This is a genomic window from Mesorhizobium sp. Root102 (assembly GCF_001425625.1).
Classification (GTDB): domain Bacteria; phylum Pseudomonadota; class Alphaproteobacteria; order Rhizobiales; family Rhizobiaceae; genus Mesorhizobium.
Map to the genome: position 1 here is coordinate 269,659 of NZ_LMCP01000046.1, position 24,392 is coordinate 294,050.

23 protein-coding genes and 1 tRNA gene are annotated in these 24,392 nt (G+C 62.2%); 8 read left to right on the forward strand and 16 right to left on the reverse strand.

The features are described from left to right. Window position 1: 1 nt before the first annotated feature. From ASD12_RS29580 to ASD12_RS29620, 9 genes are all read right to left on the reverse strand, one after another. Window positions 2-1,117 carry an ABC transporter ATP-binding protein gene (locus tag ASD12_RS29580; protein ID WP_056595173.1) on the reverse strand — a complete coding sequence of 372 codons (1,116 nt, stop codon included), beginning with the start codon at window positions 1,115-1,117 and terminating at the stop codon, window positions 2-4. Window positions 1,118-1,121: 4 nt separating this feature from the next. Next, a complete protein-coding gene (locus tag ASD12_RS29585) occupies window positions 1,122-2,066 on the reverse strand; it encodes a carbohydrate ABC transporter permease (protein ID WP_056595175.1) in 945 nt (314 codons plus the stop codon). Further along, window positions 2,063-3,013: a sugar ABC transporter permease gene (locus tag ASD12_RS29590; RefSeq protein WP_056595177.1), complete on the reverse strand. Its 951-nt coding sequence runs from the start codon at window positions 3,011-3,013 to the stop codon at window positions 2,063-2,065. Before ASD12_RS29590 ends, ASD12_RS29585 begins: the two co-directional genes overlap by 4 nt. Window positions 3,014-3,117: 104 nt before the next feature. Next, window positions 3,118-4,371 (reverse strand): ABC transporter substrate-binding protein, encoded by a 1,254-nt coding sequence (locus tag ASD12_RS29595; RefSeq protein ID WP_056595179.1) that lies wholly within the window; start codon window positions 4,369-4,371, stop codon window positions 3,118-3,120. 58 nt (window positions 4,372-4,429) lie between these two features. Further along, window positions 4,430-5,941 carry an aldehyde dehydrogenase family protein gene (locus ASD12_RS29600; RefSeq protein WP_056595181.1) on the reverse strand — a complete coding sequence of 504 codons (1,512 nt, stop codon included), beginning with the start codon at window positions 5,939-5,941 and terminating at the stop codon, window positions 4,430-4,432. Between the two features lie 9 nt (window positions 5,942-5,950). After that, window positions 5,951-6,727 (reverse strand): enoyl-CoA hydratase/isomerase family protein, encoded by a 777-nt coding sequence (locus ASD12_RS29605; RefSeq protein WP_056595183.1) that lies wholly within the window; start codon window positions 6,725-6,727, stop codon window positions 5,951-5,953. Further along, window positions 6,720-8,321, reverse strand: coding sequence for an acyl CoA:acetate/3-ketoacid CoA transferase (locus tag ASD12_RS29610; RefSeq protein WP_056595185.1), 1,602 nt, complete (start codon window positions 8,319-8,321; stop codon window positions 6,720-6,722). The genes ASD12_RS29605 and ASD12_RS29610 overlap by 8 nt, the downstream gene beginning before the upstream one ends. Then, entirely contained in the window at window positions 8,318-9,334 is a 1,017-nt protein-coding gene (locus ASD12_RS29615; protein WP_056595188.1) for a Gfo/Idh/MocA family oxidoreductase, read from the reverse strand. The genes ASD12_RS29610 and ASD12_RS29615 overlap by 4 nt, the downstream gene beginning before the upstream one ends. Continuing rightward, entirely contained in the window at window positions 9,331-10,389 is a 1,059-nt protein-coding gene (locus ASD12_RS29620; RefSeq protein WP_056595190.1) for a LacI family DNA-binding transcriptional regulator, read from the reverse strand. The genes ASD12_RS29615 and ASD12_RS29620 overlap by 4 nt, the downstream gene beginning before the upstream one ends. Window positions 10,390-10,631: 242 nt before the next feature. On the opposite strand from ASD12_RS29620, the gene ASD12_RS29625 reads away from it, so the two are divergent. After that, entirely contained in the window at window positions 10,632-11,786 is a 1,155-nt protein-coding gene (locus ASD12_RS29625; protein ID WP_056595192.1) for a dihydrodipicolinate synthase family protein, read from the forward strand. A 162-nt stretch (window positions 11,787-11,948) separates the two neighbouring features. Here the strand turns inward: ASD12_RS29625 and ASD12_RS29630 are convergent, their stop codons facing one another. After that, window positions 11,949-14,225 (reverse strand): alginate lyase family protein, encoded by a 2,277-nt coding sequence (locus ASD12_RS29630; protein ID WP_056595195.1) that lies wholly within the window; start codon window positions 14,223-14,225, stop codon window positions 11,949-11,951. Window positions 14,226-14,641: 416 nt separating this feature from the next. On the opposite strand from ASD12_RS29630, the gene ASD12_RS29640 reads away from it, so the two are divergent. Next, a complete protein-coding gene (locus tag ASD12_RS29640) occupies window positions 14,642-14,851 on the forward strand; it encodes a hypothetical protein (protein ID WP_056595200.1) in 210 nt (69 codons plus the stop codon). 580 nt (window positions 14,852-15,431) lie between these two features. Here the strand turns inward: ASD12_RS29640 and ASD12_RS34510 are convergent. Together ASD12_RS34510 and ASD12_RS33775 are read right to left on the reverse strand one after the other, a co-directional pair. Then, a complete protein-coding gene (locus ASD12_RS34510; RefSeq protein ID WP_210173868.1) occupies window positions 15,432-15,770 on the reverse strand; it encodes a hypothetical protein in 339 nt (112 codons plus the stop codon). A 785-nt stretch (window positions 15,771-16,555) separates the two neighbouring features. Beyond that, the gene (locus ASD12_RS33775) at window positions 16,556-16,660 is read right to left on the reverse strand and encodes a hypothetical protein (RefSeq protein WP_244483020.1); all 105 of its coding nucleotides are present in this window, start codon (window positions 16,658-16,660) and stop codon (window positions 16,556-16,558) included. Here ASD12_RS33775 and ASD12_RS35665 point away from each other — a divergent pair. Beyond that, window positions 16,629-17,039, forward strand: a complete 411-nt coding sequence (locus ASD12_RS35665; protein ID WP_056595202.1) for a hypothetical protein — start codon at window positions 16,629-16,631, stop codon at window positions 17,037-17,039. The genes ASD12_RS33775 and ASD12_RS35665 overlap by 32 nt on opposite strands. 13 nt (window positions 17,040-17,052) lie before the next feature. Here ASD12_RS35665 and ASD12_RS29650 read toward each other — a convergent pair. Continuing rightward, a tRNA-Val gene (locus ASD12_RS29650) sits at window positions 17,053-17,127 on the reverse strand. A gap of 196 nt (window positions 17,128-17,323) precedes the next feature. Beyond that, entirely contained in the window at window positions 17,324-17,686 is a 363-nt protein-coding gene (locus ASD12_RS29655) for a response regulator (protein ID WP_006199474.1), read from the reverse strand. Between the two features lie 162 nt (window positions 17,687-17,848). On the opposite strand from ASD12_RS29655, the gene ASD12_RS29660 reads away from it, so the two are divergent. Together ASD12_RS29660 and hisN are read left to right on the forward strand one after the other, a co-directional pair. Then, window positions 17,849-18,790, forward strand: a complete 942-nt coding sequence (locus ASD12_RS29660; RefSeq protein ID WP_056595204.1) for an N-formylglutamate amidohydrolase — start codon at window positions 17,849-17,851, stop codon at window positions 18,788-18,790. 307 nt (window positions 18,791-19,097) lie between these two features. Continuing rightward, window positions 19,098-19,871 (forward strand): histidinol-phosphatase, encoded by a 774-nt coding sequence (gene hisN, locus ASD12_RS29665; protein WP_056595206.1) that lies wholly within the window; start codon window positions 19,098-19,100, stop codon window positions 19,869-19,871. Here hisN and ASD12_RS35815 read toward each other — a convergent pair. Next, window positions 19,838-19,969 carry a hypothetical protein gene (locus ASD12_RS35815; protein ID WP_274533712.1) on the reverse strand — a complete coding sequence of 44 codons (132 nt, stop codon included), beginning with the start codon at window positions 19,967-19,969 and terminating at the stop codon, window positions 19,838-19,840. The genes hisN and ASD12_RS35815 overlap by 34 nt on opposite strands. A 167-nt stretch (window positions 19,970-20,136) precedes the next feature. Here ASD12_RS35815 and ASD12_RS29670 point away from each other — a divergent pair, with 167 nt between their 5' ends. Continuing rightward, complete coding sequence (locus ASD12_RS29670) at window positions 20,137-20,649, forward strand: hypothetical protein (RefSeq protein ID WP_056595208.1); 513 nt, start codon at window positions 20,137-20,139, stop codon at window positions 20,647-20,649. A gap of 18 nt (window positions 20,650-20,667) precedes the next feature. On the opposite strand, the gene ASD12_RS29675 is transcribed toward ASD12_RS29670, so the two are convergent. Then, window positions 20,668-21,645: an alpha/beta hydrolase gene (locus tag ASD12_RS29675; RefSeq protein WP_056595210.1), complete on the reverse strand. Its 978-nt coding sequence runs from the start codon at window positions 21,643-21,645 to the stop codon at window positions 20,668-20,670. Between the two features lie 477 nt (window positions 21,646-22,122). Here ASD12_RS29675 and ASD12_RS29680 point away from each other — a divergent pair, with 477 nt between their 5' ends. Next, on the forward strand, window positions 22,123-22,590 hold the full coding sequence (locus ASD12_RS29680) for an Hsp20 family protein (RefSeq protein WP_056595214.1): 468 nt from the start codon (window positions 22,123-22,125) through the stop codon (window positions 22,588-22,590). A gap of 374 nt (window positions 22,591-22,964) precedes the next feature. Then, on the forward strand, window positions 22,965-24,332 hold the full coding sequence (locus ASD12_RS29685; protein WP_056595254.1) for an IS1182 family transposase: 1,368 nt from the start codon (window positions 22,965-22,967) through the stop codon (window positions 24,330-24,332). The last annotated feature ends 60 nt before the right edge of the window (window positions 24,333-24,392 follow it).

The window sequence follows — 24,392 nt, forward strand, 5'->3', positions numbered from 1 at the left end:
GTCAGCGAATGCGGTTCTCGGTCGCCGGATCGAAGAACACCGCCTTGGTCAGGTTGAAGGCGAGCGGCGTGTTGGTGCCCGGCTGGATGTTGGCGTCGGCGCGCAGCCGCGCCACCACGCCCTTGCCGCCGAGATTGGTGACGGCGAAGGTGTCCGAGCCGGCCGGTTCGACGACCTCGATATGGCAGTCGGCGGTGGCGATGTTCGACGCGTTGCGCTCGGCACCTTCCGGATCAGTCAGGGCTTCAGGGCGGACGCCGAAGATGATCGGCTTGCCCTGGAATGCCGACAGGCCGGCAGGCGCATTGGCCATCGGTAGCGAGATCGGCTCGCGCGCCTCACGTTGCAGCACAACGGACAGCGCGTTGCCTGACGTGCCGATCGTCGCCGGGATCAGGTTCATCGCCGGCGAGCCCATGAAATCGGCGACGAAGAGATTGGTCGGGTTGTTGTAGATCTCGGCCGGGGTGCCGAACTGCTGCACCTCGCCATCGCGCATGACGGCGATCTTGGTCGCCAGCGTCATAGCCTCGATCTGGTCATGGGTGACGTAGACGATGGTGGTGCCGGTGGTGGCATGCAGGCGCTTGATCTCGATGCGCATGTCGACGCGCAGCTTGGCGTCGAGGTTGGACAAGGGCTCGTCGAACAGGAACAGTTTGGGATCACGCACCAGCGCCCGGCCCATGGCGACGCGCTGGCGCTGCCCGCCGGAAAGCTGGCCCGGCTTGCGCTGCAGCAGGTGGCCGATCTGCAGCACCTTGGCCACCTTGTCGATTGCCTTCTGGCGCTCCGCCGCCGGCACGCCACGCATCTCCATGCCGAACGAGATGTTTCCGGCCACCGTCATGTTCGGATACAGAGCATAGCTCTGGAACACCATCGCGATGTCGCGCTTCGAGGGATGCAGATCGTTGATGGTGCGTCCATCGACGCGGATTTCGCCCGAGGTGATCGTCTCCAGTCCGGCAATGGTGTTGAGCAAAGTCGACTTGCCGCAGCCCGATGGGCCGACCAGCACCAGGAAGCCGCCTTTCTCCAGCTCGACATCGATCCCCTTGAGGATCTCGACCTGGCCGAAGCGCTTTCTCAGACCATCAATTTCCAGAAAAGCCATCAGATTATCCTTTGACGGCGCCAGCCATGAGACCGCGCACGAAGTAGCGGCCGGCGAGCACATAGATGAGAAGGGTAGGCAGTGCCGCGATCATCGCGGCGGCCATGTTGACGTTGTATTCGACGACGCCGGTCGAAGTGTTGACGACGTTGTTGAGCGCCACCGTCATCGGCATCGCGTCGCCGGTGCCGGCGTAAGCCGAGGCGAACAGGAAGTCGTTCCAGATGTTGGTGAACTGATAGATCACGGTGACGACGAAGATCGGCATCGAATTCGGCAGCATGATGCGGCGGAAGATCTGGAAGAAGGAGGCGCCGTCGACCTGTGCCGCCTTGACCAGTTCGGTCGGGAACGCCTCGTAGTAATTGCGGAAGAACAGCGTGGTGAAGCCGATGCCGTAGACGACGTGGACGAAGACGAGGTTGACCGTCGGGTTGCCGAGGCCGAAGCTCGTTCCGACCGAGTTCTGCAGCGTGACGCCGAAGCGACCGAGGCTGCCGAGGATGGTTGCCATCGGCAACAGCACCGACTGGAACGGAATGAAGCAGGCGAACAGCATCAGTCCGAACACCAGCGTTGCGCCGCGGAAGCGCCATTTGGTCAGCACGTAGCCGTTCAGCGCCCCGAGCATCGTCGAGATCAGCACGGCCGGAACCACCATCTTGATGGAGTTCCAGAAATAGCCCTTGATGCCGGCGCAGGTCAGGCCGACGCAGGTTTCGCCCCAGGCCTTCACCCATGGGTCGAAGGTCGGCACCCTGGGCGGTGCCAGCATGTTGCCGTTCTGGATCTCGTCCATGGTCTTGAACGAGGTCACCAGCATGACGAACAGCGGCATCAGGTAAAACAGCGCAAAGAGCGCCAGCAGCCCGTAGATGACGATGCGGTTGATGATCTTGACGTTGACGCCGCCGGAAGCCTGGCGGGCGGGAGTGGTGACAGCGCTCATCGCGGCTTCTCCCTCAGTTCCGAATAGAGATAGGGCACGATGATGGCGACGATGGTCATCAGCATGATCACGGCGCTGGCCGAGCCGACGGCCATTTCGTTGCGCTTGAACGTGTACTCATACATGAAATTGGAGGGCAGCCAGGCCGAGCCGCCGGGCCCGCCGCTGGTCAGCGCCACGACCAGATCGTAGGATTTGATGGCGAGATGCGCGAGCACGATGAAGGCCGACAGGAAGATCGGCCGCAGCAGCGGGATGACGATGCGGCGGTAGAGCTGGAAGGTGGTGGCGCCGTCGATCTGCGCAGCCTTCATGATCTCGCCGTCGATGCCGCGCAGGCCGGCCAGGAACATCGCCATGATGAAGCCGGAGGCCTGCCAGACGCCGGCAATGACCACCGTGTAGATGACGAAATCCTTGTTCTTGATCCAGTCGAAATGGAAGCTCGTCCAGCCCCATTGATGCAAGGTCTGCTCGAGGCCGAGACCGGGATCGAGGAACCATTTCCAGGCGACGCCGGTGACGATGAAGGACAGCGCCATCGGGTAGAGGTAGATCGGCCGCAGCACGCCTTCGCCGCGGATCTTCTGGTCGAGCAGGATGGCCAGGAACAGGCCGAGAGCCAGGCAGATGGCGATATAGAGAAAGCCGAAAATGCCCATATTGGTGATCGACGTGTACCAGCTCGATGGCGGGTCGGTGTCGAAGGTCCAGCCCCACAGCCGCTGATAGGCGCGCGAGCCGGTGATGACATAGGACGGGAAGGTCTTGGAATTGGTGAAGGACAGATAGATCGTCCACAGGATGAAGCCGTAGACGAAGACGATGGTGATGGCGAAGCTCGGCGCCAGAACGATCTTCGGCAAGGCGTCCTGCAGCCGCGAGCGCACCGAGGCGCGGTGCCGCTCCGGCGTCAGCTTGATCTGGCTTGTCGCTACGGTGCTCATGGGGCTCCTCCCGTCGACGCGAGGCCAACCAGGTTCGCGGATCTTAGTTCGCGGATTTGGGCCTTCCCCGCCGGAGCGGGGAAGGCGTTTTGGGTGTGTGGCGCTTACTTGGCGTCGTCGATGGCCTTGACCAGCTCGGTCACGGCCTCGTCCGAGGTCTTGATCTGACCATGGACGAACTTGGAGACGACATCCTTGTAGGCATTGGCGACCGCCGGAGGCGCACCATAACCCTGGGCCAGCGAGCCGAACAGCGTGCCGCCGTCATTGGCTGCTTTCAGGTCGGCGATGCCCTTCTTGCCGCAAGCGTCGAAGTCGGTGTCCGGAACGTCGGTACGGGCCGGAACCGAACCCTTGACGACGTTAAAGGCCGACTGGAAGCTCTTCGACAGGGTGGCGGTGGCCAACGCAACCTGGGCTGCCTTGCGGTCGTCCGGAACGTTGAACATGCCGAACATGTCGGAGTTGTAGATCACCGAACCGTCGGTGCCCGGGAAGCGATAGCACAGGAAGTCCGTGCCCGGGGTCTTCTTAGCGGCGTGGAACTCACCCTTGGCCCAGTCGCCCATGACCTGAACCAGCGCATCGCCCTTGATGACCATGGCGGTGGCAAGGTTCCAGTCGCGGCCCGAGAAGTTCGGGTCGACATAGGTGACGAGCTTGGCCAGGTTGTCGAACGACTTCTTCATCGTGTCGGATTTGAGCGAAGCGTCGTCGAGGTCGTTGAAGGCCTTCTTGTAGAACTCAGGTCCGCCGGTCGACAGCACGACCGAGTCGAACATGGTGGCTTCCTGCCAGTTCTGGCCACCGAGAGCGAGCGGGATCACGCCTGCCGCCTTGGCCTTGTCGAGCAGGGCAACGAAGTCGTCGAAGGTCTTCGGCTCGGTGCCGCCGATCTTGTCCATGACGGCCTTGTTGATCCACAGCCAGTTGACCGAGTGGACGTTGACCGGAGCCGCGACCCACTTGCCCTCATAGACCGAGAACTTCTGCAGGGCTGCCGGAACGGACTTGTCCCAGCCTTCCTTCTTCGCCGTTTCGGTCAGGTCGCCCATGACGCCGGCAGCGGCATAGTCGAGCACGGTATAGCCGAGCATCTGCGAGGCGGTCGGATAGTTGCCGGCGGCAACCATTGCCTTCAGCGCGGTCATGGCAGCATCGCCGCCGCCGCCGGCCACCGGCACGTCCTTCCAGGCATAGCCTTCCTTGGCCAGGTCACCCTTGAGGACGTTCAGAGCAGCCGCTTCGCCGCCCGACGTCCACCAATGCAGCATCTGGACTTCCTTGACGTCCTCGGCATGGGCCGCGAAAGCCAGGCCCGATGCGAGCGCCGTTCCGATAAGCAGTTTGCGCAACATGTACTTCCTCCCTTGTTGCATTACACGACCGGTGGAAGCCCACCGGGTTCTTCCCAACTCAGCCGACCCACCATCCGGTGCGCTGGCCGCGATGAAACTGGATTGTCTTTTCCTCGGTATAATCCTCGACGGCACGCTTGCCGAGCTCACGTCCGAGGCCGGACTGCTTGTAGCCTCCGAAAGGCAGCTCGGGATAACCTTCCATGAATGTGTTCACCCAGACGGTCCCCGACCGCACCCCACGCGCCACCGACATGCAAGTGTCGATGCTGGCGCTCCACACGCCCGCCGACAAACCATAGGGCGTGTTGTTGGCGATGTGCAACGCCTTTTCAATCGATTCAAAAGTCAACACCGAGAGCACAGGGCCGAATACTTCCTCGCGCGCTATGGCCATATCCTCGGTGACGCCGCGGATGATGGTGGGATCGAGGTATTGGCCGGCACTGGAGGCAAGCTGCTCGCCGCCGCTGTAGACGCTGCTGCCTTGGGTCGCGGCCGCCGCAACGTAACCTGTCACCTTGGCCAAGTGGTCTGACGAGATCATCGCCCCAACCTTGGTACGGTCATCGAGCGGATCGCCGACTGTCACCCTGGCGGTGAGCGCCTTGACGGCGCTGAGAAACTCGTCGGCGATCGCCTCGTGCACGATCAGCCGGCTGCCGGCGTTGCAGCACTCGCCGGCATTGAAGAAGCCGCCGAATACCGCCGCGTCGGCGGCCGCCTCGAGGTCGGCGTCGGGGAAGACGATCTGGCCGTTCTTGCCGCCGAGCTCCATCGAGACTTTCTTCAGCGTTTGCGCGGCCGAGGCCATCGTCATCTTGCCGACGCGGGTGGAGCCTGTGAACGACACCATCTCGACCAGGGGGTGGCTGACCATCGGCGCACCGACGTCGGCGCCGAGACCTGCAAGGATGTTGACGACGCCGGCGGGCAGGCCGGCCTGCATCAGGATATCGCCGAGCACGAAGGTCGAGGCCGAAGTCATTTCGCTCGGCTTGACGACGGCCGTGCAGCCGGCGGCGAGCGCGAAGGGCAGTTTCTGGCTGACGATCAGGAACGGGAAATTCCACGGCGTGATGATCGAGACGACGCCGATCGGTTCGCGCAGCACGACACCCAGCATGGCATCGCCGAGATTGGCGTAGGATTCGCCATGCAGCGTGCGGGCAAGCGAGGCGGCATAGCGCCAGATGTCGACCGCGCCGCCGATCTCGCCGCGTGCCTGGGCGATCGGCTTGCCTGATTCCAGCGCGTCGAGCCGAGCGATGTCTTCCAGCCGCGCCTCGATCAGGTCAGCCGCCTTGAGCAGGAGCGCGGCGCGCTCGGCCGCCTTCATGCGCGGCCATGGACCCGTCTCGAAAGCCCTGTGGGCGGCCTGCATTGCCGCTTCCACTTCGGCCTCGCCGGCCTGTGCATAGTGCGAGACGGTGAAGCCGTGACCGGGGCTCTTGCGCGCAAGCGTGCGGCCGTCACGGGCATCGACATGCTTGCCGTCGATCAGCAGCTTGTACGCCTTTGGCGCAGCGGACGCCTCGGCGGGCATGGAAATCTTGAGTAGTGCGTTCATGTTTATCCTCTAGAATCTCGAAAAGGCCGGCTTCTGCTTGGCCCTGAAAGCACCGACGCCGGCCTTGAGGTCGCCGGTCATGGCGATGAAGCCGCTGGCGAGCGCTTCAGTAGCGGCGGCACTTTCCTCGCCTTCGGCGACAGCGATCATCAGCTTGGCGGCCTCCGTTGCCAGCGGCCCGCGCTCGGAGATCTTTTCGGCCCAGGCCTTGGCTTCGTCGTGTGCCTTGCCGGTCTCGACCACCCGGTCGACCACGCCCAAGGCTAGCGCTTCAGCCGCGAGAAAGATCTCGCCACCCAGCGCCATGCGCCGCACTGTCTGCGCGCCGAAACGGCGCACGGCGCGCTGCGTGCCGGACCAGCCGGGAACGACGCCGATCGAGGTCTCGGGGAAGCCCAATTTCACTTGTGTTTCCGCCACGCGGAAATCACAAGCCACGGCCAGTTCCAGGCCGCCGCCCAAGGCGTGGCCGGACAAAACGGCGATGGTCGGCTGCTTGAGCCGCGCCAGCCGGTCGAAGACGCGGTGGCCGTAGCGCACCCACTGCACCTGGAAATCGGCGGCACTCATCTGCGCCCAGGCCTCGACATCGCCGCCGGCGCAAAAGCCCTTACCTTCGCCGCGCAGCAGCACGACGCGCACGCCGTCCGCGTCTTCGGCCGCGTCAAGCGCTGCCTCCAGCGCGCGCAGCATGGGGATGTCGAGCGCGTTGAATTTCTCCGGCCGGCGCAGCGTGACGATGCCGATGGCGCCATCCTGCTCGCAGGTGACGAGAGGCTCAACCATGCGCGCCTCCGAGCGAGGCGCCGCCATTTAGCGACAGGCCGATAGGCTGGTCCAGATAGAGAGCTTCCGGTGTCGTCTTGAGGTCCTTGGCAACGCCCAACGGAATTTCCGACTGCGCCAGCACGTCGCGCTGCAGGTCAATGCCGGGTGCGAGTTCTGTGACGACCAGGCCCTCCGGCGTCAGCTTCATCACGCAGCGCTCGGTGACATAGGTGATGTCCTGTCCCTGCGCGACCGCCCGCTTGCCCGAAAACGAGATGTGCTCGACCTCCGCGACCACCTTCTTGACCTTGCCCTCCTGGTCGATGCGGATGCCGCCATCGGCCAATGAAAGTTTTGCCCCGGCGTTGAAGAAGCCGGAGAAGACGATCTTCTTTGCCCGCGCGGTGATGTCGACAAAGCCGCCGGCGCCAGCGGTGACATGCGGACGCGCCGAAAGCTTCGAGACGTTGACCGAGCCGTGGCGGTCGATCTGCAGGAAGGACAACAGCGAAGCGTCGAAGCCGCCGGCCTGGAAATAGATGAACTGGTGCGGCGATGGCATGAAGGCGTCGGCGTTCGACGAACAGCCGAACTTGAAGTCGAGCAGCGGCACGCCGCCGACCGCGCCCTGTTCGATCACCCAGGTGACCTTGCCGTGCTGGCCTTCCTCGAGAAGGATGCGCGGAACATTGGCCGAGATGCCGAAGCCGATGTTTACGGCCATGCCGTCGCGCAACTCCATGGCGACGCGGCGCGCGATCACCTTCTGGACGTTCATCTCGGCGTTGCGGAAGCTCGACAGCGGCCGGAAGATTTCTCCGGAGATCGCCGGGTCATAGGGTGTCAGCGTCGTCTGCAACTGGTCGGGTGCAACGACGATGTGGTCGACCAGGACGCCGGGCACGCGCACGTCATGCGGTTTCAGCGTGCCGTTTTCGACGACGCGCTTGACCTGAGCGATGACGACACCGCCATTGTTGCGGGCGGCGAGCGCCTGTTCGAGGCCACCGAGATAGGCGCCCTCATGCTCATAGGTGAGGTTGCCGCGCTCGTCAGCCGACGTGGCGCGGATGATCGAGACGTGCGGCACGATGGAGCGGAAATAGAGCCATTCCTCGCCGTCGAACTGCTGCACCGAAACGATCGGCTCGCTGGCGGCTGCGTTCATGGCGCAGCCCTGGTGGCGTGGGTCGGCGAAGGTGTCGAGGCCGACCTTGGTCAGTACGCCCGGCCGCTTGGCCGCGGCCTCGCGATGCATGTCGAACAGGATGCCGGACGGCACGTTGTAGGCCGCGACCGAATTGTCGCCGATCATCTTCCAGATCTGCGGCGGTTCGGAAGAGGAGGGGCCGGACGGATAGGAGCCGCACAAAGTGCGCCTCAGCAGGCCAGGCTTGGCCAGATGGTCGATACCCCTGATGCCATACATGTCGCCGGCGGCGATCGGATGCAGCGTGGTGATGTTCTTCGGATGGCCTTCTGCGTCGAAGCGTTCGCCGATCGCGGCCAGCACGGCGTCCGGGCAGCCGAGGCCGCTCGACGACGACACGGATACGACCATGCCGTCCTTGATCAGGCTCGCTGCCCGCGCTGCCGAAACAACCTTGCTCAATTCATGCTCCCGAGTCTCGGGTCGATCTTGACGGCCTTGCCGGAGCTGCCCGATTGAAGCGCCGCCTCGGCTGATGCCAGCGACCAGACGCCGTCCTCTCCGGTGGCGGCAGGGTGGCCCTCGCCGCCGATCGCGGCGTGGAACTGATGCACGGATCTTGTGTAGAGATCATCGCGGTCGAAGCTCAGTTGCTCCTCGCCCTCGGCAGTGCGCAACAGCACCGAACCGTCGGGCTTTTGGGTCATCACATTACTGGCGATCAGCGAGCCTTCCGAACCGTGCACCTCGAAGCCGGTGCCGGCGAACTTGGTGGTGAAGCCCTCATGCGACTGGGCGATGATGCCCGATTTGAAGCGCCAGATGCACATGGCGCCATCCTCCAGGCCGCTGCCGGCCATTCCGACCGACTGCGTGAAGCAGGACACCTCTACGGGGTCGTCGTCGAGCACGAAGCGCAGCGTGTCGACATCGTGCACGGTGATGTCGAGCACGACACCGCCGCCGGCTTCCGGCTTGGTGATGCGCCAGCCCTGCAGGTTTTCAGGCAGATAGACGGAATGGAAGACGCGCGCGGCGATCGGCTTGCCGATGCGGCCGGCGGCTATCGCCTCGCGCATGGAACGATGGGCGCCGGCGTTGCGCAGATGGTGGTTGGTGCCGAGCACGATGCCGGCTGCCCTGGCGGCGGTGACCATCTTGCGGGCATCGGCGCTGGTCAGCGCCAGCGGCTTTTCGCACAGCACGTGCTTTCCCGCCTTGGCGGCAGCGAGCGCCTGATCGAGATGCAATTCGTTGGTGGTCGAGATGTAGACGGCGTCGATGTCGGCGCCGAGCAGGGCATCAAGCGTCGAGACGGCAAGCGGAATATCGTTCTCCCCGGCATAGGCCATGGCGCGCTCCGGGCTGGAACTCATCACCGCCGCGATCTCGCCATCGCCATGCGCGCGGATGGCGCTGATCATGAACTGTCTGGCGATCGTGCTGGCGCCGATCAAGCCCCATCTGATGCTCATGCCGTGTTCCCCGAACCTGCGGGCCTGTTTCGGGTGCGGCGATCCGGGCCACAGCTTTCCCTGACCACGAGATTGACCGCGCCGATATGGTCCTCGGCCCGCGTGGTGCGCGACTGGATCATTTTCAGCATGACATGCGCGGCGCGTTCGCCGAGGCCCGCCGAGTCCACCGCGACGCTGGTCAGAGCCGGCATGTAGTGCTCGGCCTCCACCACATCGTCGAAGCCGACGACGGCAAAATCAGCTCCCGGCTCAAGCCCGCGCTTGCGCAGCGCCAGCATGGCGCCAAACGCGACCGCGTCGTTGAAGCACAGAGCCGCGGTCGGCGGTTCAGCCATCGCGAGAGCGGTTTCCAGGCACGAAATGCCGCCTTTGCGGCTGGTCTCGCCCTCGACGATCAGTATGTCGCGGGCGGCGACGCCAAGCGTCTCGCAGGCCTCACGAAAGCCACCCAGCCGCTCGTGATAGACGACGAGATCGGACGAGCCGCCGAAGAAGGCCAGCCGGCGATGCCCCTTGCCGATGAGATGGGCGGCGGCAAGATAGGCGCCGCGATGATTGTCGGGCGCGATCACCGGGATACGGCTTTCCGGCAGCCGCCGCATGGCGAAGACGACCGGCACGCCCGCCGTCTCGATCCGCCGGAAGGCGCCCGGCGTCGTACCGCGTGCCGGCGACACGATGAGGCCGGCGACGCCTTGCTCCATCAGCGATTTCAGCACTTCTTCCTGGCGCACCGGATTTTCCGCGGTGTTGGCGATGAACGGCACGATGCCGGCCGACTGGAAGACGCGTTCCATGCCGACCGCCAGTTCCGCGAAAAAGGGATTGGTGAGATCGTTGATGACCATGCCGATGACGTTGGAGTGAGCCTTGCGCAGATTGGCGGCGCCGCGGTTGTAGACGTAACCGACATCCTCGATCGCCTTGCGAACCTTGCTTGTCGTCTCAGGCCGGATCCGCCCGCTGCCCTGGAGCACGAGCGATACCGTCGATTTGGACACGCCTGCTTCGCGGGCGATGTCGAATATCGTCGCCTTGGCCCGGCTGGCCATCCCTATGCATCCTCTCGACTTCATGATCAAAATCTATTGGAACGTTCTAATCACCGGTTCGACGTCGAGTCAACCAGGATTTTTTCCTCGGCCTGAAAGATCGATTGCCCGTACTCAAATGGCATAAGATGCAAGGCTTTCCCTGTTGCGATGCAGCATTTGCCCGTGAATGAGCTCTGAATCTTAAAGGTTCTTGATTTATTGGAACGTTCCATTTATAGGCGCGACAAAGGGAGAGATCGATGGACATTTCCTTGCCTAGTGAGGATGGCCGCAGCGCCCGCTACGCGCTTGCCGGCCAGCCGGTGCGGCCGGTGATCGGCGCGCGGTTTTCGCGCATCGCCTATGCCGCCGCGCACGTCGTTGCCGATCCGCTTGCGATGACCGATCCGTGGTCCAGGCCGGTGGTCGACTGGGACAGGACAATGGCGTTCCGGCACCATCTGTGGCGACTCGGCTTCCGCATCGCCGAGGCGATGGACACCTCCCAGCGCGGCATGGGTTTCGACTGGGCAAATGCACAGGAATTGATCCGCCGCTCGATCGCGGAAGCGCGCACCGTCGATGGCGCCGATCTCGCTTCGGGCGCCGGGACAGACCATCTGGCGCCGAGCGCCGCCAGAACAGTCGACGACGTCATCAAGGCCTATGAAGAGCAGTTTGCTTTCATCGAAGGGCTCGGCGGCAAGACGATCATGATGGCCAGCCGGGCGCTGGCAGCGGTGGCCAAAGGTCCGGACGACTATATCAGCGTCTATGACCGTATTCTGAGCCAGGCCTCCGGCAAGGTGATCCTGCACTGGCTGGGCGACATGTTCGATCCGGCGCTCAGGGGCTATTGGGGCAGCAGCGACTTCGAGGCCGCGCTTGACACAGTGGTTGCCATCATCGAACGCCACGCCGGCAAGGTCGAGGGCATAAAAATCTCGCTGCTCGATGCCGGCAAGGAGGTCGCACTTAGAGACCGGTTGCCGGACGGCATCGTCATGTTTACCGGCGACGACTTCAACTATCCCGAACTGATCGCCGGCGACGAGAAAAGACATTCGCATGCACTGCTCGGCATTTTCGACGCCACCGCGCCGGTCGCCAACGCAGCGCTGGCGAAACTGGCCGAGGGGGACCGCGCCGGCTATGACGCCTTGATGGCGCCAACCGTGCCGCTATCGCGAAAAATCTTCGAGGCACCGACCGAATACTACAAGGCTGGCATCGTCTTCATGGCCTGGCTGAACGGCCATCAGGACCATTTTGCGATGGTCGGCGGCATGCAGTCGGCGCGCGGCATCCGTCACTATGCCGATGTCTTCCGGCTTGCCGATCAGGCCGGATTGCTGGCCGATCCGGAACTGGCGGTTGCCAGGATGAAGAGTCTTTGCACTGTCGCGGGCGTTTGATCTCGGGAAATTGGTTCTCATCACTGAGGTGACGGGCCAGGATGGCCGGACGTCCCGTCTCTAGAGCAATTCACCGTTTCACGGAAACGGCGAGCCGCTCTAACCCCTTGTTTTAACGCAATTCCGGACGGAAAACCGTTTCACACTTTTTCTGGAATTGCTCTAGCGCCTTCGCCACGGCCAAAAGGGCGCGATCGCCTCATCTGGATGGAAAATGGGCTTGGTCGACCTTTCCAGGTCGGCAGGTGGGATCCCCGTGGGATCATGGTCCGCCAGGTCGAGAAGCAGCGGCCCAAGCCGATCCGGATCGATGGTTTCGGCCGACATGGTGTGTGGCTTGTTCTCGTGGGCAACAAGCCAGCGCAGCGCCTGAACCAGCCCCAGTCCCTCGGCGGTCCGGTGCTGCCAGAGATTGTCGCCGACCGAAGACAGGACACGGGCCAGTGACGTCCAGCCTTGCAGGGTGAACATGGCGTAGTGCCTGGGCCGGGTGCGCAACAGTTCCCTGGGCAATGAACCGTCGGCCGCGACCTGGGCCGCGAATCTCTCCCGAGCATAAAGGCTGACCTTGGCCAGCGTGGCGCTGTCGCCAAGAAACGTGGCGATCGATGCCCGCTGCAAATCGTAGAACGTCCCTTGGTTGCTGCTGCTGTAGAAGGCGGTCGCAGCTGCCGGTGCGGTGTCCAGCCATTCGCGGTAGGAACCAAGCCAGGCTCTGAACGCCTCGCGTTCCTCGTCGCCGAGCACTCCTGTTCGCTCAATCAGGCGCACGGCATCCAGGAAGAAATAGAAATCCTTCAGTTCGATGATGCCGTGGCCGGACCCTTCATTGCTGTCGTGGCCCGACCGCACCTGCGCATAGCGTAAATGCGGGTTCATTCTTGTCCTGGAATCGACAAACCATGCGCGGATCAGCCCCGCGGCATGGGCGGCATAATGATGTCCGCCAAGCACGGTTGCGGCCAGCGCAAGCACGGTTGTGTCGTCGAAGACGCGCTGCAAGCGCGTGCGATCGTAGGTTTCGCTTCCTGCTTCATACAATGCCGTGCCGGGCATGCGTTCGCCATCGCGCTGAACATAGGGCAGGCCATCGGGTCTGTCGGGGTCGGGCCACCAATAAGGCGCTGGATGAAAATAGTCCTGGGGATCCCCGCTGGGGGCCAGGCCAGTCTTGTCGAGCACGCTGAACGGACCGCGGGCGAGCGCCTGGCCGGCCGCGGCTTCGAGATGGCGCAGGATGGGAGCGTCCTTCACCGCGTGGGCAGCACCCAGGGCGTCTTCGTCATAAAAAGCCAGGTGGGAGGTATCAAGCCGAGCGGCAACCGCCCTGGCGTCGCATTGATCGACCATGTCGACGATCGCCTGGTCGCGGCTGACCAGGCGCGCGACGGAGCCGGCCTTGCCGATCTCCAGATGCGAGCGCCCTGAATCCAGGCGCGCCACCCAGCCCGCCTTCTGGAACAGCCCGGCCTCCGCTGCCCTGGACGGGCGCTGAAAATCCCAGACGTCGTCGCGGTAGCGATCCCAGGAGCCGGGAACTCCCAACCTCCACAACATCTCGATTTTTGGCCGCCTCCCGTAGCCATAGTTTTCGTCGAACAGCTGTGTGGTGTCAGCTCGAAATATGATCTGCGGCTCTTCCTCGGCCGGCGGCTGGAAATCCTGGTCTAGCAGAAGCGCGTTGTCGACAATGCGCGCCATGGGCACCACGGCGTAGGGAAGGTGCGGGTTTTTCTCGATCGCGGACCGTATCCGCTGGAACGCAGACCCTGTCAGGTAGCAGTTCCCGTCCCAGGGCATCAGCCATTTTGCCCTGTCACGAGCAATCGCGAGCGCGGCGTTGCGCGCTCCATTGTTGTTCATCACATAGAGATTCTTGCTGCGGCGGATGTGCGTTTCGTAACGCGCGGACTGTGCTCCGCTCGCCCGGCCTTTCTCCGAGAATCTGAGGTCGCCGGCGGCAAGCCGATCGATGTCCCAGGATATCTTCCGGTACGCATCGAGCTCGAAGGGGATTGTGTGAAAATTCTGGCGGCGGCTTTCGAGCAGGCCGATGATCCGGGCTTCCTCGTCGGTGTCGACTATCCGGTTGACGATCCAGAATTTTTCGCATCCCTCGAAGGCCGGTTCGTTGTCCAGAATAAATAGTACGTTGTCGTATGACTGGCCTTTGCGGTGTCGCGGTTCCAGATCGTTGCCGATGATCCGGACGAGCATGAAAGTGTCGGCAGTCTGCGAGATCGGCGAGGCCGTGTAAGTCTCGCGGGCCGCCTCGATCCGGTTGCCGAGGCCGCGTCGGTATTCAGCGTTCTGCTTTGCCGAAATGAGCGCGCTGCTCAATGTCGACCATGGTGATTGCAATTGGGCGCGCACGCGTTTCAGTTCGCGATAGATCTTCGGCCAGGGCGACAGCTTTGCCTTTCCACGCCGTGAACTCATGGCAGTAGCTCGGGAGCCCAGGTCCCGATCACCGGCTCGGGGACACGCGCAATTTCGCCAACCATTCCGATTTCGGTGCTGGACCATTTCTGATGGTGAGGTGACCGAGCCCTGCGTAGTCCAACGTGATCAATCATGGAAAACGTCTCTCGCATGCAACGTTGAGAATGTCCTGCTTACGGTTTCGCGGCATCGATGACGTCAGGCGTGCCAGGCAGCGCCGACAAGACAATGCGATAAATCACGTCCGAAAACCACATGGCATGGCGAATGCCGCGGCATCGGCGATGTGCCTTATGGCGAAGGCAAGCTCGCAAGAGATTTTCGCCGGTGATCGCAACTTTCTTTTGAACCAATTTCTCCCGAGACGCGACCAAGCGGTGTGTCCAAACACGGTCCATCAAGGAGAGCGTCTAATGCTTACTGTTTCAAGAAACGTCCTTTTGGCCGCCATCGCCGTTTCGGTGCTGGCCGGCTGCAAGACAACCGGCCCGAGGGAATGCGACAGGCTGAAACCTGGCGTCACCTACAACGGCAAATGCTGCGGCATCGGCGAGCCTTGCCGCGAAGGCAAGGGCGGCACGCCGGATAGGCCGGGAAATACACCCGATCCAGAGCCGCAATGATCTGATAGACCGTGGCCCGTTCCGGTCAAACGCCGGACGGGCGCGTTGCATTCCGAAAACTGGCAGTGCCAGTTTCCTTCGGGAACGAACGAAATTGTCCAGTTCTGGCGAGCCGGCCAGGATGTCGATCTAAGTCTGACTTTCTGGGATTGGATGGTGGACGTGACAGGGAACCTGTGACCCCCGCAATGTCAATGCAGTGCTTTGTTTGTTTTCATTGAACGTTTCTGTGCCGTTTCGGTGCCAACTGCGGGCGTGTCTAGACCATGACGCCGCGTCAAGAATCGGCTGGCCTTCGAGGCGCGGCGGACCTATCCCGCTGGCCGGCGTTGCGGCTTTCCTCCCATTCGTGCGACGCCGGCCTTCCCGCGCCCGAGACGCGATCCACATTGCCGGTGGTGGCATCGAGTACACCTCTCGGCGGTAGTCCCTCATGCTGATGTGCTCTGGCTCTCACGTTAGAGTCAGCACATGCTTCGGGTCAGCCAGTGCCGCGCCTCACCAAGCCAGACTGGTCAGGCCCAGCGGCCGCCGCAAGGTGTCCTCCTATGATCTATGCCGCTGGGCCGCCCAGGCTCCGTCAGCGCTTCGCCTTCGGTTTGATCTCTTCGATCTGTGCCTTTACCCCATCCAGCGGCAGCGTTCCTTCAAGATTCGCCAGCACGATGTCGCAGTGGTGAGCCGTTGCCGGATTGGCGTGTTTACCTAGGGACGCACGACATTTGGTAGGTCTCATTACTCGCAGGAAGAAGCGCCCCGAGCGAGTGGGCAACGTATCACCCAGAAAGGCACTTACGGTGAGAAGAGATTGCGACATCGAGTCGTCATGCCCTTGGGATATTGCCACTTCGTGTATCCCATCTCGGATTTGATCTGGGACAAATCGTCCGCTTAGGCGATATGCAACAAATGCTTTCAAGTGTTGTCGATCCGCTAGGAGAAGAACAAATGAAAGTTGTCATTGTCGCCTCGCTGGGGCTAGTACTTGCGGGTTGCGTCAGCGAAAGTCCTTATGTTTCCCTGCCCGGTTACGCCTACAAGACCCAACCTGGGTGCAAGCGTCACGAACCCCCTTCAAAGTTCGATGCTAACTGCGATTGTCCTGCGAAGGGAATCAAGAACTTCCACCCCCCGGTGCACTGTCCCTTTTAACCCAGCGGATAGTTGCGCGTAGTTTCCCTTGCTGCTGTCTCGGCCGGTCGCCTGAAGTTTGCGGCGCGGGATTAGTTCCTTACCGACGTTGCCTTACAAAGCAGTGGATGATGAGCGGTGGGGCATGGCTTGGCGAACAAGTCCAATGTTCTCTCTGATGCCAGATTAGCCGCCTGATGTCGGAGGTTCTATGGGGCGCTCGAGCCCAGTGGTAATTGGGCTTATAATTCTGGTACCTCTGTATCGCGCAGCTTCCATCCACAGTGCCAGCGCGATATAGGGACTACGTCCTTTAACCTGGTATTCGCGACCTCGACACGTCCCTGTTGCGATCCAAACTGTTTTTGAACGTTGATGGATTGTGACGCCCAGTGTCTTTGCTTGCTCGAAAATCACCATCCTGCTCATGCTCTTGCTGTAGCCTTATTGGGTGCAAATCGACGTTTACCCCGAGATGCTTTATCCGTATTGATCTAAGTCAAGGCTGTCGCCAAAAGCAATCAGCGCGGTAACGCTGCGGTGATCAGGAGAGTCGCAGCTGTAGCCGGTGCCTCAGCCATCCCGCAACACGCGCCAAATATCCGCCCAGTAAGCCGTTACAAATGACGCCAAAGCCGCCGCAGCCATGCCGGTCACGCCTAAGGCACCGAAGCCCATCAGCTTCCACCGTGTGACTTCGGCAGTGACGGCCTTCACACCCGTCAAGCGGTGGAAGCTCATCGACGAGAACACCCGTTATGAGGCTGCCAGGCGGGCCGGCGAGCCCGTGTCGGCCTATCTGTATGTAATCAGCTACATGGGGCACGGGATTGCTTCCGTCCGGACCGCTTGCGATATGGCGATTGATAACGCCTGGCTTCATCCAGCCGTCACCGGTCAGCCGGCGATCACGCCTCACGTCCTGCGCCATACCCGCGCAACCTGGACGATGTTCGCAGGCGAGGGAATCTGGGAAGCAGCTGGAGCGCTCGGCATGTCGAACGCGTCCGAGGCTCAGGCCAGGTTTCTGTGCCAATCGGCACAAGGGCTTAGCTAGGTATTTGAAAGGATGGTGGGCGTGACAGGGATTGAACCTGTGACCCCTGCAATGTCAATGCAGTGCTCTCCCGCTGAGCTACACGCCCATCCGAAGCCGCGCATACACCATTTTTGATCCAGCGCGTCAATAGCAGGAAAAAGGAAAGAAGGCGTCGTCTCGCCGCAGCGGCGAACCGGCGCCGATGCCTAAAGCGCGCCGCACTTCAGGTCTTTGTTTCACGCATGTCGTTTTCCCAAAACCGGGACCGCTTCTGGGTGGCATGCATTGGCTCGGAAAGCGGGTCAGGCCGCCTGCAGCATCTTCTCGACCTCGTTGACGAGGTCGCGCAGGTGGAACGGCTTCGACAGCACCTTGGCGTCTTTCGGCGCCTTGGAATCCGGGTTCAGCGCGACGGCGGCGAAACCGGTGATGAACATGACCTTCAAATCAGGATCGATCTCGGTGGCGCGCCGCGCCAGTTCGATGCCGTCCATCTCCGGCATGACGATGTCGGTCAACAGCAGCGAGAACGGTTCCTCGCGCAGCCGTTCATAGGCGCTGGCGCCATTGTCGAAATCGCTGACCTGGTAACCGGCGCGCTCCAGCGCCTTGACGAGGAACCGACGCATATCGTCGTCGTCTTCCGCCAGAAGAATGCGTGCCATGATATCCCGTCCGAATCACCCGCCCGAGATTGCCGTTGGGCAACCTCGTTAACCATCCTCTATATGAGGAGGTGAGGGTAAACATCAAGTGAACGAGAACGGCGATGATCCATATTTGCGCAGCGGCGTGGCCGCTGAAATGCTGGACACGCGGCCAGCAAGGTGGCACTTTCACATCATGATGCACAGGTGCTTTCGGGTTCGCTCAAATTGAAGACGGCAGCCGAGGATTTTTCGGTCTTTCCACCCTTCGAAATCCGGTCGGGCGCCGAGCAGCGCGTCCCCTTCCTCTTCAACTCACCGCATAGCGGCCGCTACTATCCCGAACGCTTCCTTGCCATGGCAAGGCTGGACCGCAACGCCATCCGCCGGTCGGAAGACTGTTACGTCGATGAGCTGTTCGGCGGCGCCGTCGCGCTCGGCGCACCGCTGTTGGCGGCGAATTTCCCGCGCGCATATCTCGATGTCAACCGCGAGCCGTGGGAACTCGATCCGCGCATGTTCGCCGAGCCGGTGCCGTCCTTCTGCAACATCCGCTCGGCGCGGGTGGCGGGCGGGCTTGGCACGGTTCCCAAGCTGGTCGGTGAGGGGCTCGACATCTATTCCGGCCGCTTGCCGCTGGCCGAAGCGGTCGCCCGCATCGAAGCTGTCTACAAGCCCTATCACGAGACATTGAAGCGGCTTTTGACCAGGACCCATGCGCGGTTCGGCTTTGCCGTGCTGATCGACTGTCATTCGATGCCGGCAAGCATCCGTGTCGGCGACAGCGGCCTGCGGCCCGACTTCATCATCGGCGACCGTTTCGGCATCTCGGCCACTGCGGCCCTGACCGAGACCGCGATCGGCCTCCTCACCGCCATGGGCTATACGGTCGCGCACAACAAACCTTATGCCGGCGGCTTCATCACCGAACACTATGGCCGCCCGGCCCGCCATCTGCATGCACTGCAGATCGAGGTCAATCGCGGGCTCTACATGAACGAGCGGACATTCGAGAAGGCCGTGGGCTTCGACGCGCTGGCCGACGATCTGACGCGATTTTCGGCCGACCTGATGTCGATGCCCGACCATCATTTCGTCGATCTGCCGCTGGCAGCGGAGTGAGCTCGCAATCGCGGCGTAAAAAAAGACCGCATCGTTTGCACGATACGGTCGAAGTCTAGGGAGGAAACGCCCAAGGAGGGCATGGACAGGAGAACCTGTCCGAGGCCGAGGGTATTGTGCGCTGCACAAATGTCAAGCGACCCTCAGGCTTTTTTAATTCACTCTGATGTGGAAATTGCGTTTCGACGTTGTATGTGTGACATCCAGGCAACAGATACCGTCGCGGATAAATCGATAAACCCCCTTGTTTTGGCACGGAAATGGCGGCAAAGCCCGGCTCGGGCGTGCTGCAATGCGGGAGAATCAGTTGGATATCAGCATCGATTTCATGCGCCGCATGGCGCAGGCGGCGGCGGCGGAAACCTTGCCGCGCTTTCGCAGCCAGGGTGCTGTCGCCAACAAGGAAAAGGGCAGTTTCGACCCGGTCACCGAGGCCGATCGCGAGGCCGAGCGCGCTATCCGCGCGCTGATATCGGCTGAGTATCCCCACCATGGCATTCTTGGTGAGGAGCATGGCAGCGAGAACATTTCGAGCCGGCATGTCTGGGTGATCGACCCGATCGACGGCACACGCGCCTTCATTTCCGGCCTGCCGGTGTGGGGGACGCTGGTCGGGCTGACGGTCGACGGCGATGCCGTTGCCGGCATGATGGCGCAGCCCTTCACCGGTGAGCTGTTCTACGCCAACGCCTCGGGTTCCCACTATGAAGGGCCGGGCGGGCCACGCAAGCTTTCGACGCGCAAGACGACCAATCTCGCTGAAGCGACGCTGTTCACCACTACGCCGGCGCTGTACAAGGGCGCGGCGCGCGAGCGTTACGACCAGTTCGAAAAGCAGGTCCAACTCGCCCGTTACGGCGCCGATTGTTATGCCTTCGCAATGATCGCCTCAGGAAGCGTCGATATCGTCGCCGATCCCGGCTTGAAGCCCTACGACATCGTGGCGCTGATCCCGATCATCGAGAAGGCCGGCGGTGTCGTCACCACATTCGATGGCGGCCCGGCGGAGAAGGGCGGCGACGTGCTCGCCGCAGCAACGCCAGAGCTTCACGCAGCCGCCATGGCCGCCTTGCGCGGCTGAGATATCAGCGTTTCCTTGCAGCGGACTTCGACAGTCCTGACGCGGATCGGGTTGGCGTCCAGCTGGCAATCGCAGGCAGCGCAGGTTTTCTCGGTCATGATCTCATCTCCATGGCGTTCAGTTCGACGCGGGCAGATGAGCAGTTCGGGGCGATGCGGGCTGTCAGAATCTTTAGCATTTTGCCTGTGGCGGGCTCACGCAACTGACAACAGGGTGTCAGTAGGCACCGGCTATGGAAGGGTCATTGCCAGAGGGAGAACCAGACATGCCTACGCACTCAACAGCCAGCCGTGCCCATGACATTCCGGCGGACGGCCGCAGCGATTTCGATTTCTTCTTCGGCAATTGGGATGTCAGCCATCGAAGGCTGCAAAAGCGTCTGACGGGCGACACCAACTGGGACGAATTCGCCGGCACATGCGAGGTCCGTCCGCTGCTTGGTGGCCTCGGCAATGTCGACGACAATGTCATCGACCTGCCTGACGGCGGCTATCGTGCCGCCACGGTGCGGACCTTCGATACGGCGACACGGCAATGGTCGATCTGGTGGATCGATGGCCGCAACCCCCTGACCATCGACGTTCCGGTGCGCGGTGCGTTCACCGACGGCGTCGGCACGTTTATGTGTGAGGACGTCTTCGACGGACAGCCGATCCGGGTTCGTTTCCTCTGGTCGGAGATCGCGCAAAACACGGCGCGCTGGGAGCAGGCCTTTTCGCAGGATGGCGGCACCACTTGGGAGACCAACTGGATCATGGAGTTTGCCCGCCAGCCGTGAACCAGCGATCGGCGCCTATCAGGCAGTCGGGTCGTCGCTGCCGGGAATGAAGGCATCGAAGGCGGCGAGCAATTGCTCGCGGTAGATGTCGGCTTCCTGCAGGATTTCGTGGCGGGAGCCGTCGATCATCAGCAGCGAACCGAGCCGCAAACGCCTGGCGTAGGCCTCCACGGCCCTGGTTGAGACAACCTGGTCGGCGCCGGCGGCGATTATCAGCAAAGGGACCTGAATCCGAGCCATGAAGTCGGGATCGCTGACCGCTTCGGACGCTTCGGCGGCCGCCTTCAGCCAGCGGATCGTCGGGCCACCAAGCGCCAGTTGCGGATACTCTTCGTAGATCCGCGTGTTGCGCCGATAGCGCGCCGGGTCCGACGTCAGTTTGTTGGTCTCGAAGGGGGCCGTCACCTTCGGCCGCGGACCCCAGGCGGCATAGAGCCGGCCGAGGCCGAGAGCGCAGAACAGCGAACAGACACGGCGAACCGTTGATATCGAAACCGGCAGGTCGGGCAGCGTCAGGAATGGCGCGATCAGCACCATGCGCCGCACGCGGTTCACCATCGACGGCGTGGCAAGCAGCGTGATCGTGGCGCCGGCAGAGTGGGCGAGGATGTAGTACGGACCGCGGCAATCGGGCAGCACGATCTCCTCGAAAAATTGTTCGAGGTCTGCCGTATAGTCGCGGAAGCTCCTGACATAGCCGCGCTGGCGATCGCGGATCAGCCGGTCGGAATCGCCCTGGCCGCGCCAGTCGAGGGTGGCGACACCAAAGCCGCGATCGGCAAGGTTGCGGATGGTTTCGAAGTATTTCTCGATGCACTCGTTGCGGCCGGTGAGGAGGACCACGGTGCCCTTCATCGGGCGAGCGACCGCGCCGAACAGGCCATAGCGGATATTCTTGCGGTCACGCGTGGTGAAGAAGCCGCCGGTGGCGTTTTCCGGCCGCGGATTGCCCTCAACTTCGTGAAAAAGGGAGTTCTCGGTGAAAAGATCCGTCATTCGGCGCTTCGTGTTCGGCGTCTGGCGTGCCGCCTGTGCTGGCTGGCTCAACTACGGTGATAGACGCCCATGCGTCAAAAGCAAAGGAATTCCCTCTGATGGGAGGCTGCAACGGGGAAGGCCGGAAGCCGCTTGAAAGCGTGCTTCCGGCCTCTGTCGATCCGGGAGGAAGGGACGTTAACACCCGGTCGGCCTCGTTGCGGCGCCTGTTGTGCAATCGGCGCCGCGAGTCCTTGATCCTGGATGCACTCTAGCGCCGGCTGCCTGAACGCGCGCCGAAGCGCCGGTTCATCTGCCGTTCATCGGGGAATCAGCCGCACGGCTTTTGCCGCCAGGCGAAATCTTGAAATGCTTTCGAGCGCTCCCCAAATGTCTCATGCGGTCGCCAATGTCGGGGCCGCTGGTCCAGCCGAAACGCCGCTCAAGGGTTTCGCACCGGCCATACGCAAACCATGTTGCTCAACAGGAGAACACCTCATGCGTCACGTTGATTTTTCCCCGCTTTATCGCTCGACCGTCGGCTTCGACCGTCTTTTCACCATGCTGGATTCGCTTGCGCAGCCGGATGGCGCGCAGACCTATCCGCCCTACAACATCGAGCGTACCGGCGAGGATTCCTACCGCATCTCGATGGCGGTTGCCGGCTTCTCCGACGAGGAAATCTCGATCGAAGCCCACCGCAACGTGCTGACCGTAAAAGGTGAGCGCAAGGACGAGGGCACTGGCGAAGGGTCCGAACTGCTCTACCGCGGCATTGCCTCGAGGGCTTTCGAGCGGCGCTTCCAGCTTGCCGACCACGTCGAAGTCGTCGGAGCTTCGCTGAGGAACGGCCTGCTGTTCGTCGACCTCAAGCGCAACATCCCCGAGGAGCTGAAGCCGCGCAAGATCGCCATTACAGCGTCTTCGGCCAAGGCCAAGCAGATCGAGGCCAAGACCGCGGTATAAAGTGCCTAAAGTACAAGTCTCCTCCCGAGACGGAAGCGGCGCCGGAAGGCGCCGCTTCAGATTGATTACAAACCCCTCGGTTTTTGGCAGCGGTCAAAATCGAGGGGTTTTGATTCCGATTTGTTCATAGTCTGGATCTGTGACGTTCCGTGAATCTGACGGCGTTTTGACCTGGCCGGAGGTTTGTCAGCAGTCTGAAGCGGCGCCGGAAGGCGCCGCTTCAGACTGCTGACAAACCCCTGGCATTTGCCGGGGGTTTTTGATTCACTGGGTCATGTTGAAGCGACCCGCCCCTGAACAGACCGCGCTCGAGATGNGCTTCAGACTGCTGACAAACCCCTGGCATTTGCCGGGGGTTTTTGATTCACTGGGTCATGTTGAAGCGACCCGCCCCTGAACAGACCGCGCTCGAGATGGTAACGCTCGATCAGCTGGTTCCCGCCGATCACCTGTTGCGCAAGATCGACCGTGTGATCGATTTCTCCTTCATCCACGAACTGACCGCGCCGCTCTATTGCCCCGACAATGGCCGCCCGCCGCTCGACCCGACCTTGATGTTCAAGGCGCTGTTCATCGGCTACCTGTTTGGAGTTCGCTCGGAACGGCAGTTGGTGCGCGAGATCGAGGTCAATGTCGCCTATCGCTGGTTCCTGCGGCTGAAGCTGACGGACAAGGTGTTCGACGCCTCGACACTGTCGCAGAACCGGCGGCGGCGTTACGACAACACCAGCGTGTCGCAAGCGATCTTCGACCGCATCGTCGAGCAGGCGATCCGGGCGGGCCTGGTCGACGGCACGGTGCTTTACACCGACTCCACCCATCTGAAGGCCAACGCCAACAAGACCCGCTTCGATCTGGCGGTGGTCGCCAAGTCGCGTGCTGATTACTGGAAGGCACTGGACGCGGCGATCGATGAAGAGCGTGCCGCCCATGGCCAGAAACGGCTGAAGGAGAAGGAGCGCAAACCACCCGAGAAGGAGACCAAGGTCTCGCGCACCGATCCCGACAGCGGCTACATGGTGCGCGAGGGCAAGCCGAAAGGCTTTTTCTACCTTGACCATCGCACGGTGGATGCGGCCCACGCCATCATTACCGACACCCACACGACAGCGATCGTCCATGATTCGACCGTCTACCTGTCGAGGCTCGACCGGCAGGTGCAACGCTTCGGATTTGATGTCGGCGCCGTCGGGCTGGACGCCGGCTATGCCACGGCCGGCATTGCCAAAGGACTGGAGGACCGGGCTATACGCGCTGTCACCGGCTATCGCCGCCTCACACCACCCAAGCCCGGCATGATGGCACCGTCATCCTTCACCCATGAGCCGGCGGCTGACGGCTATCGCTGCCCACAGGGCCAGGTGCTGGCCTACGCGACCACCGACCGCAATGGCTACCGCCACTACAAGAGCGACCCGGCTATCTGCCGCGACTGCCCGTTGCTTGCCTCCTGCACGACCAATGCCAAGGCCCAGCGCACCATCATCCGCCATGTCTGGGCCGATGCAAAGGAGCGCACCGACGCCAACCGGCTCACCGCATGGGGCAAGGCCGTCTACCGTCGCCGCAAGGAAACCGTTGAGCGCTCTTTCGCCGACGCCAAACAACTGCACGGTCACCGCTATGCACGATTTCGAAGTCTCTCCAGGGTCGCCTGCCAGTGCCTGATCGCCGCCGCCGCCCAGAACATCAAAAAAATCGCCCTTTGCCTGTGGCCAAAGCCCAAACCGGCCCGCGCATGAGGCTCAATGCCTCCTGCCAAAATCTCCTGACACAAACTGTCCAAGACACTTCAATCACAT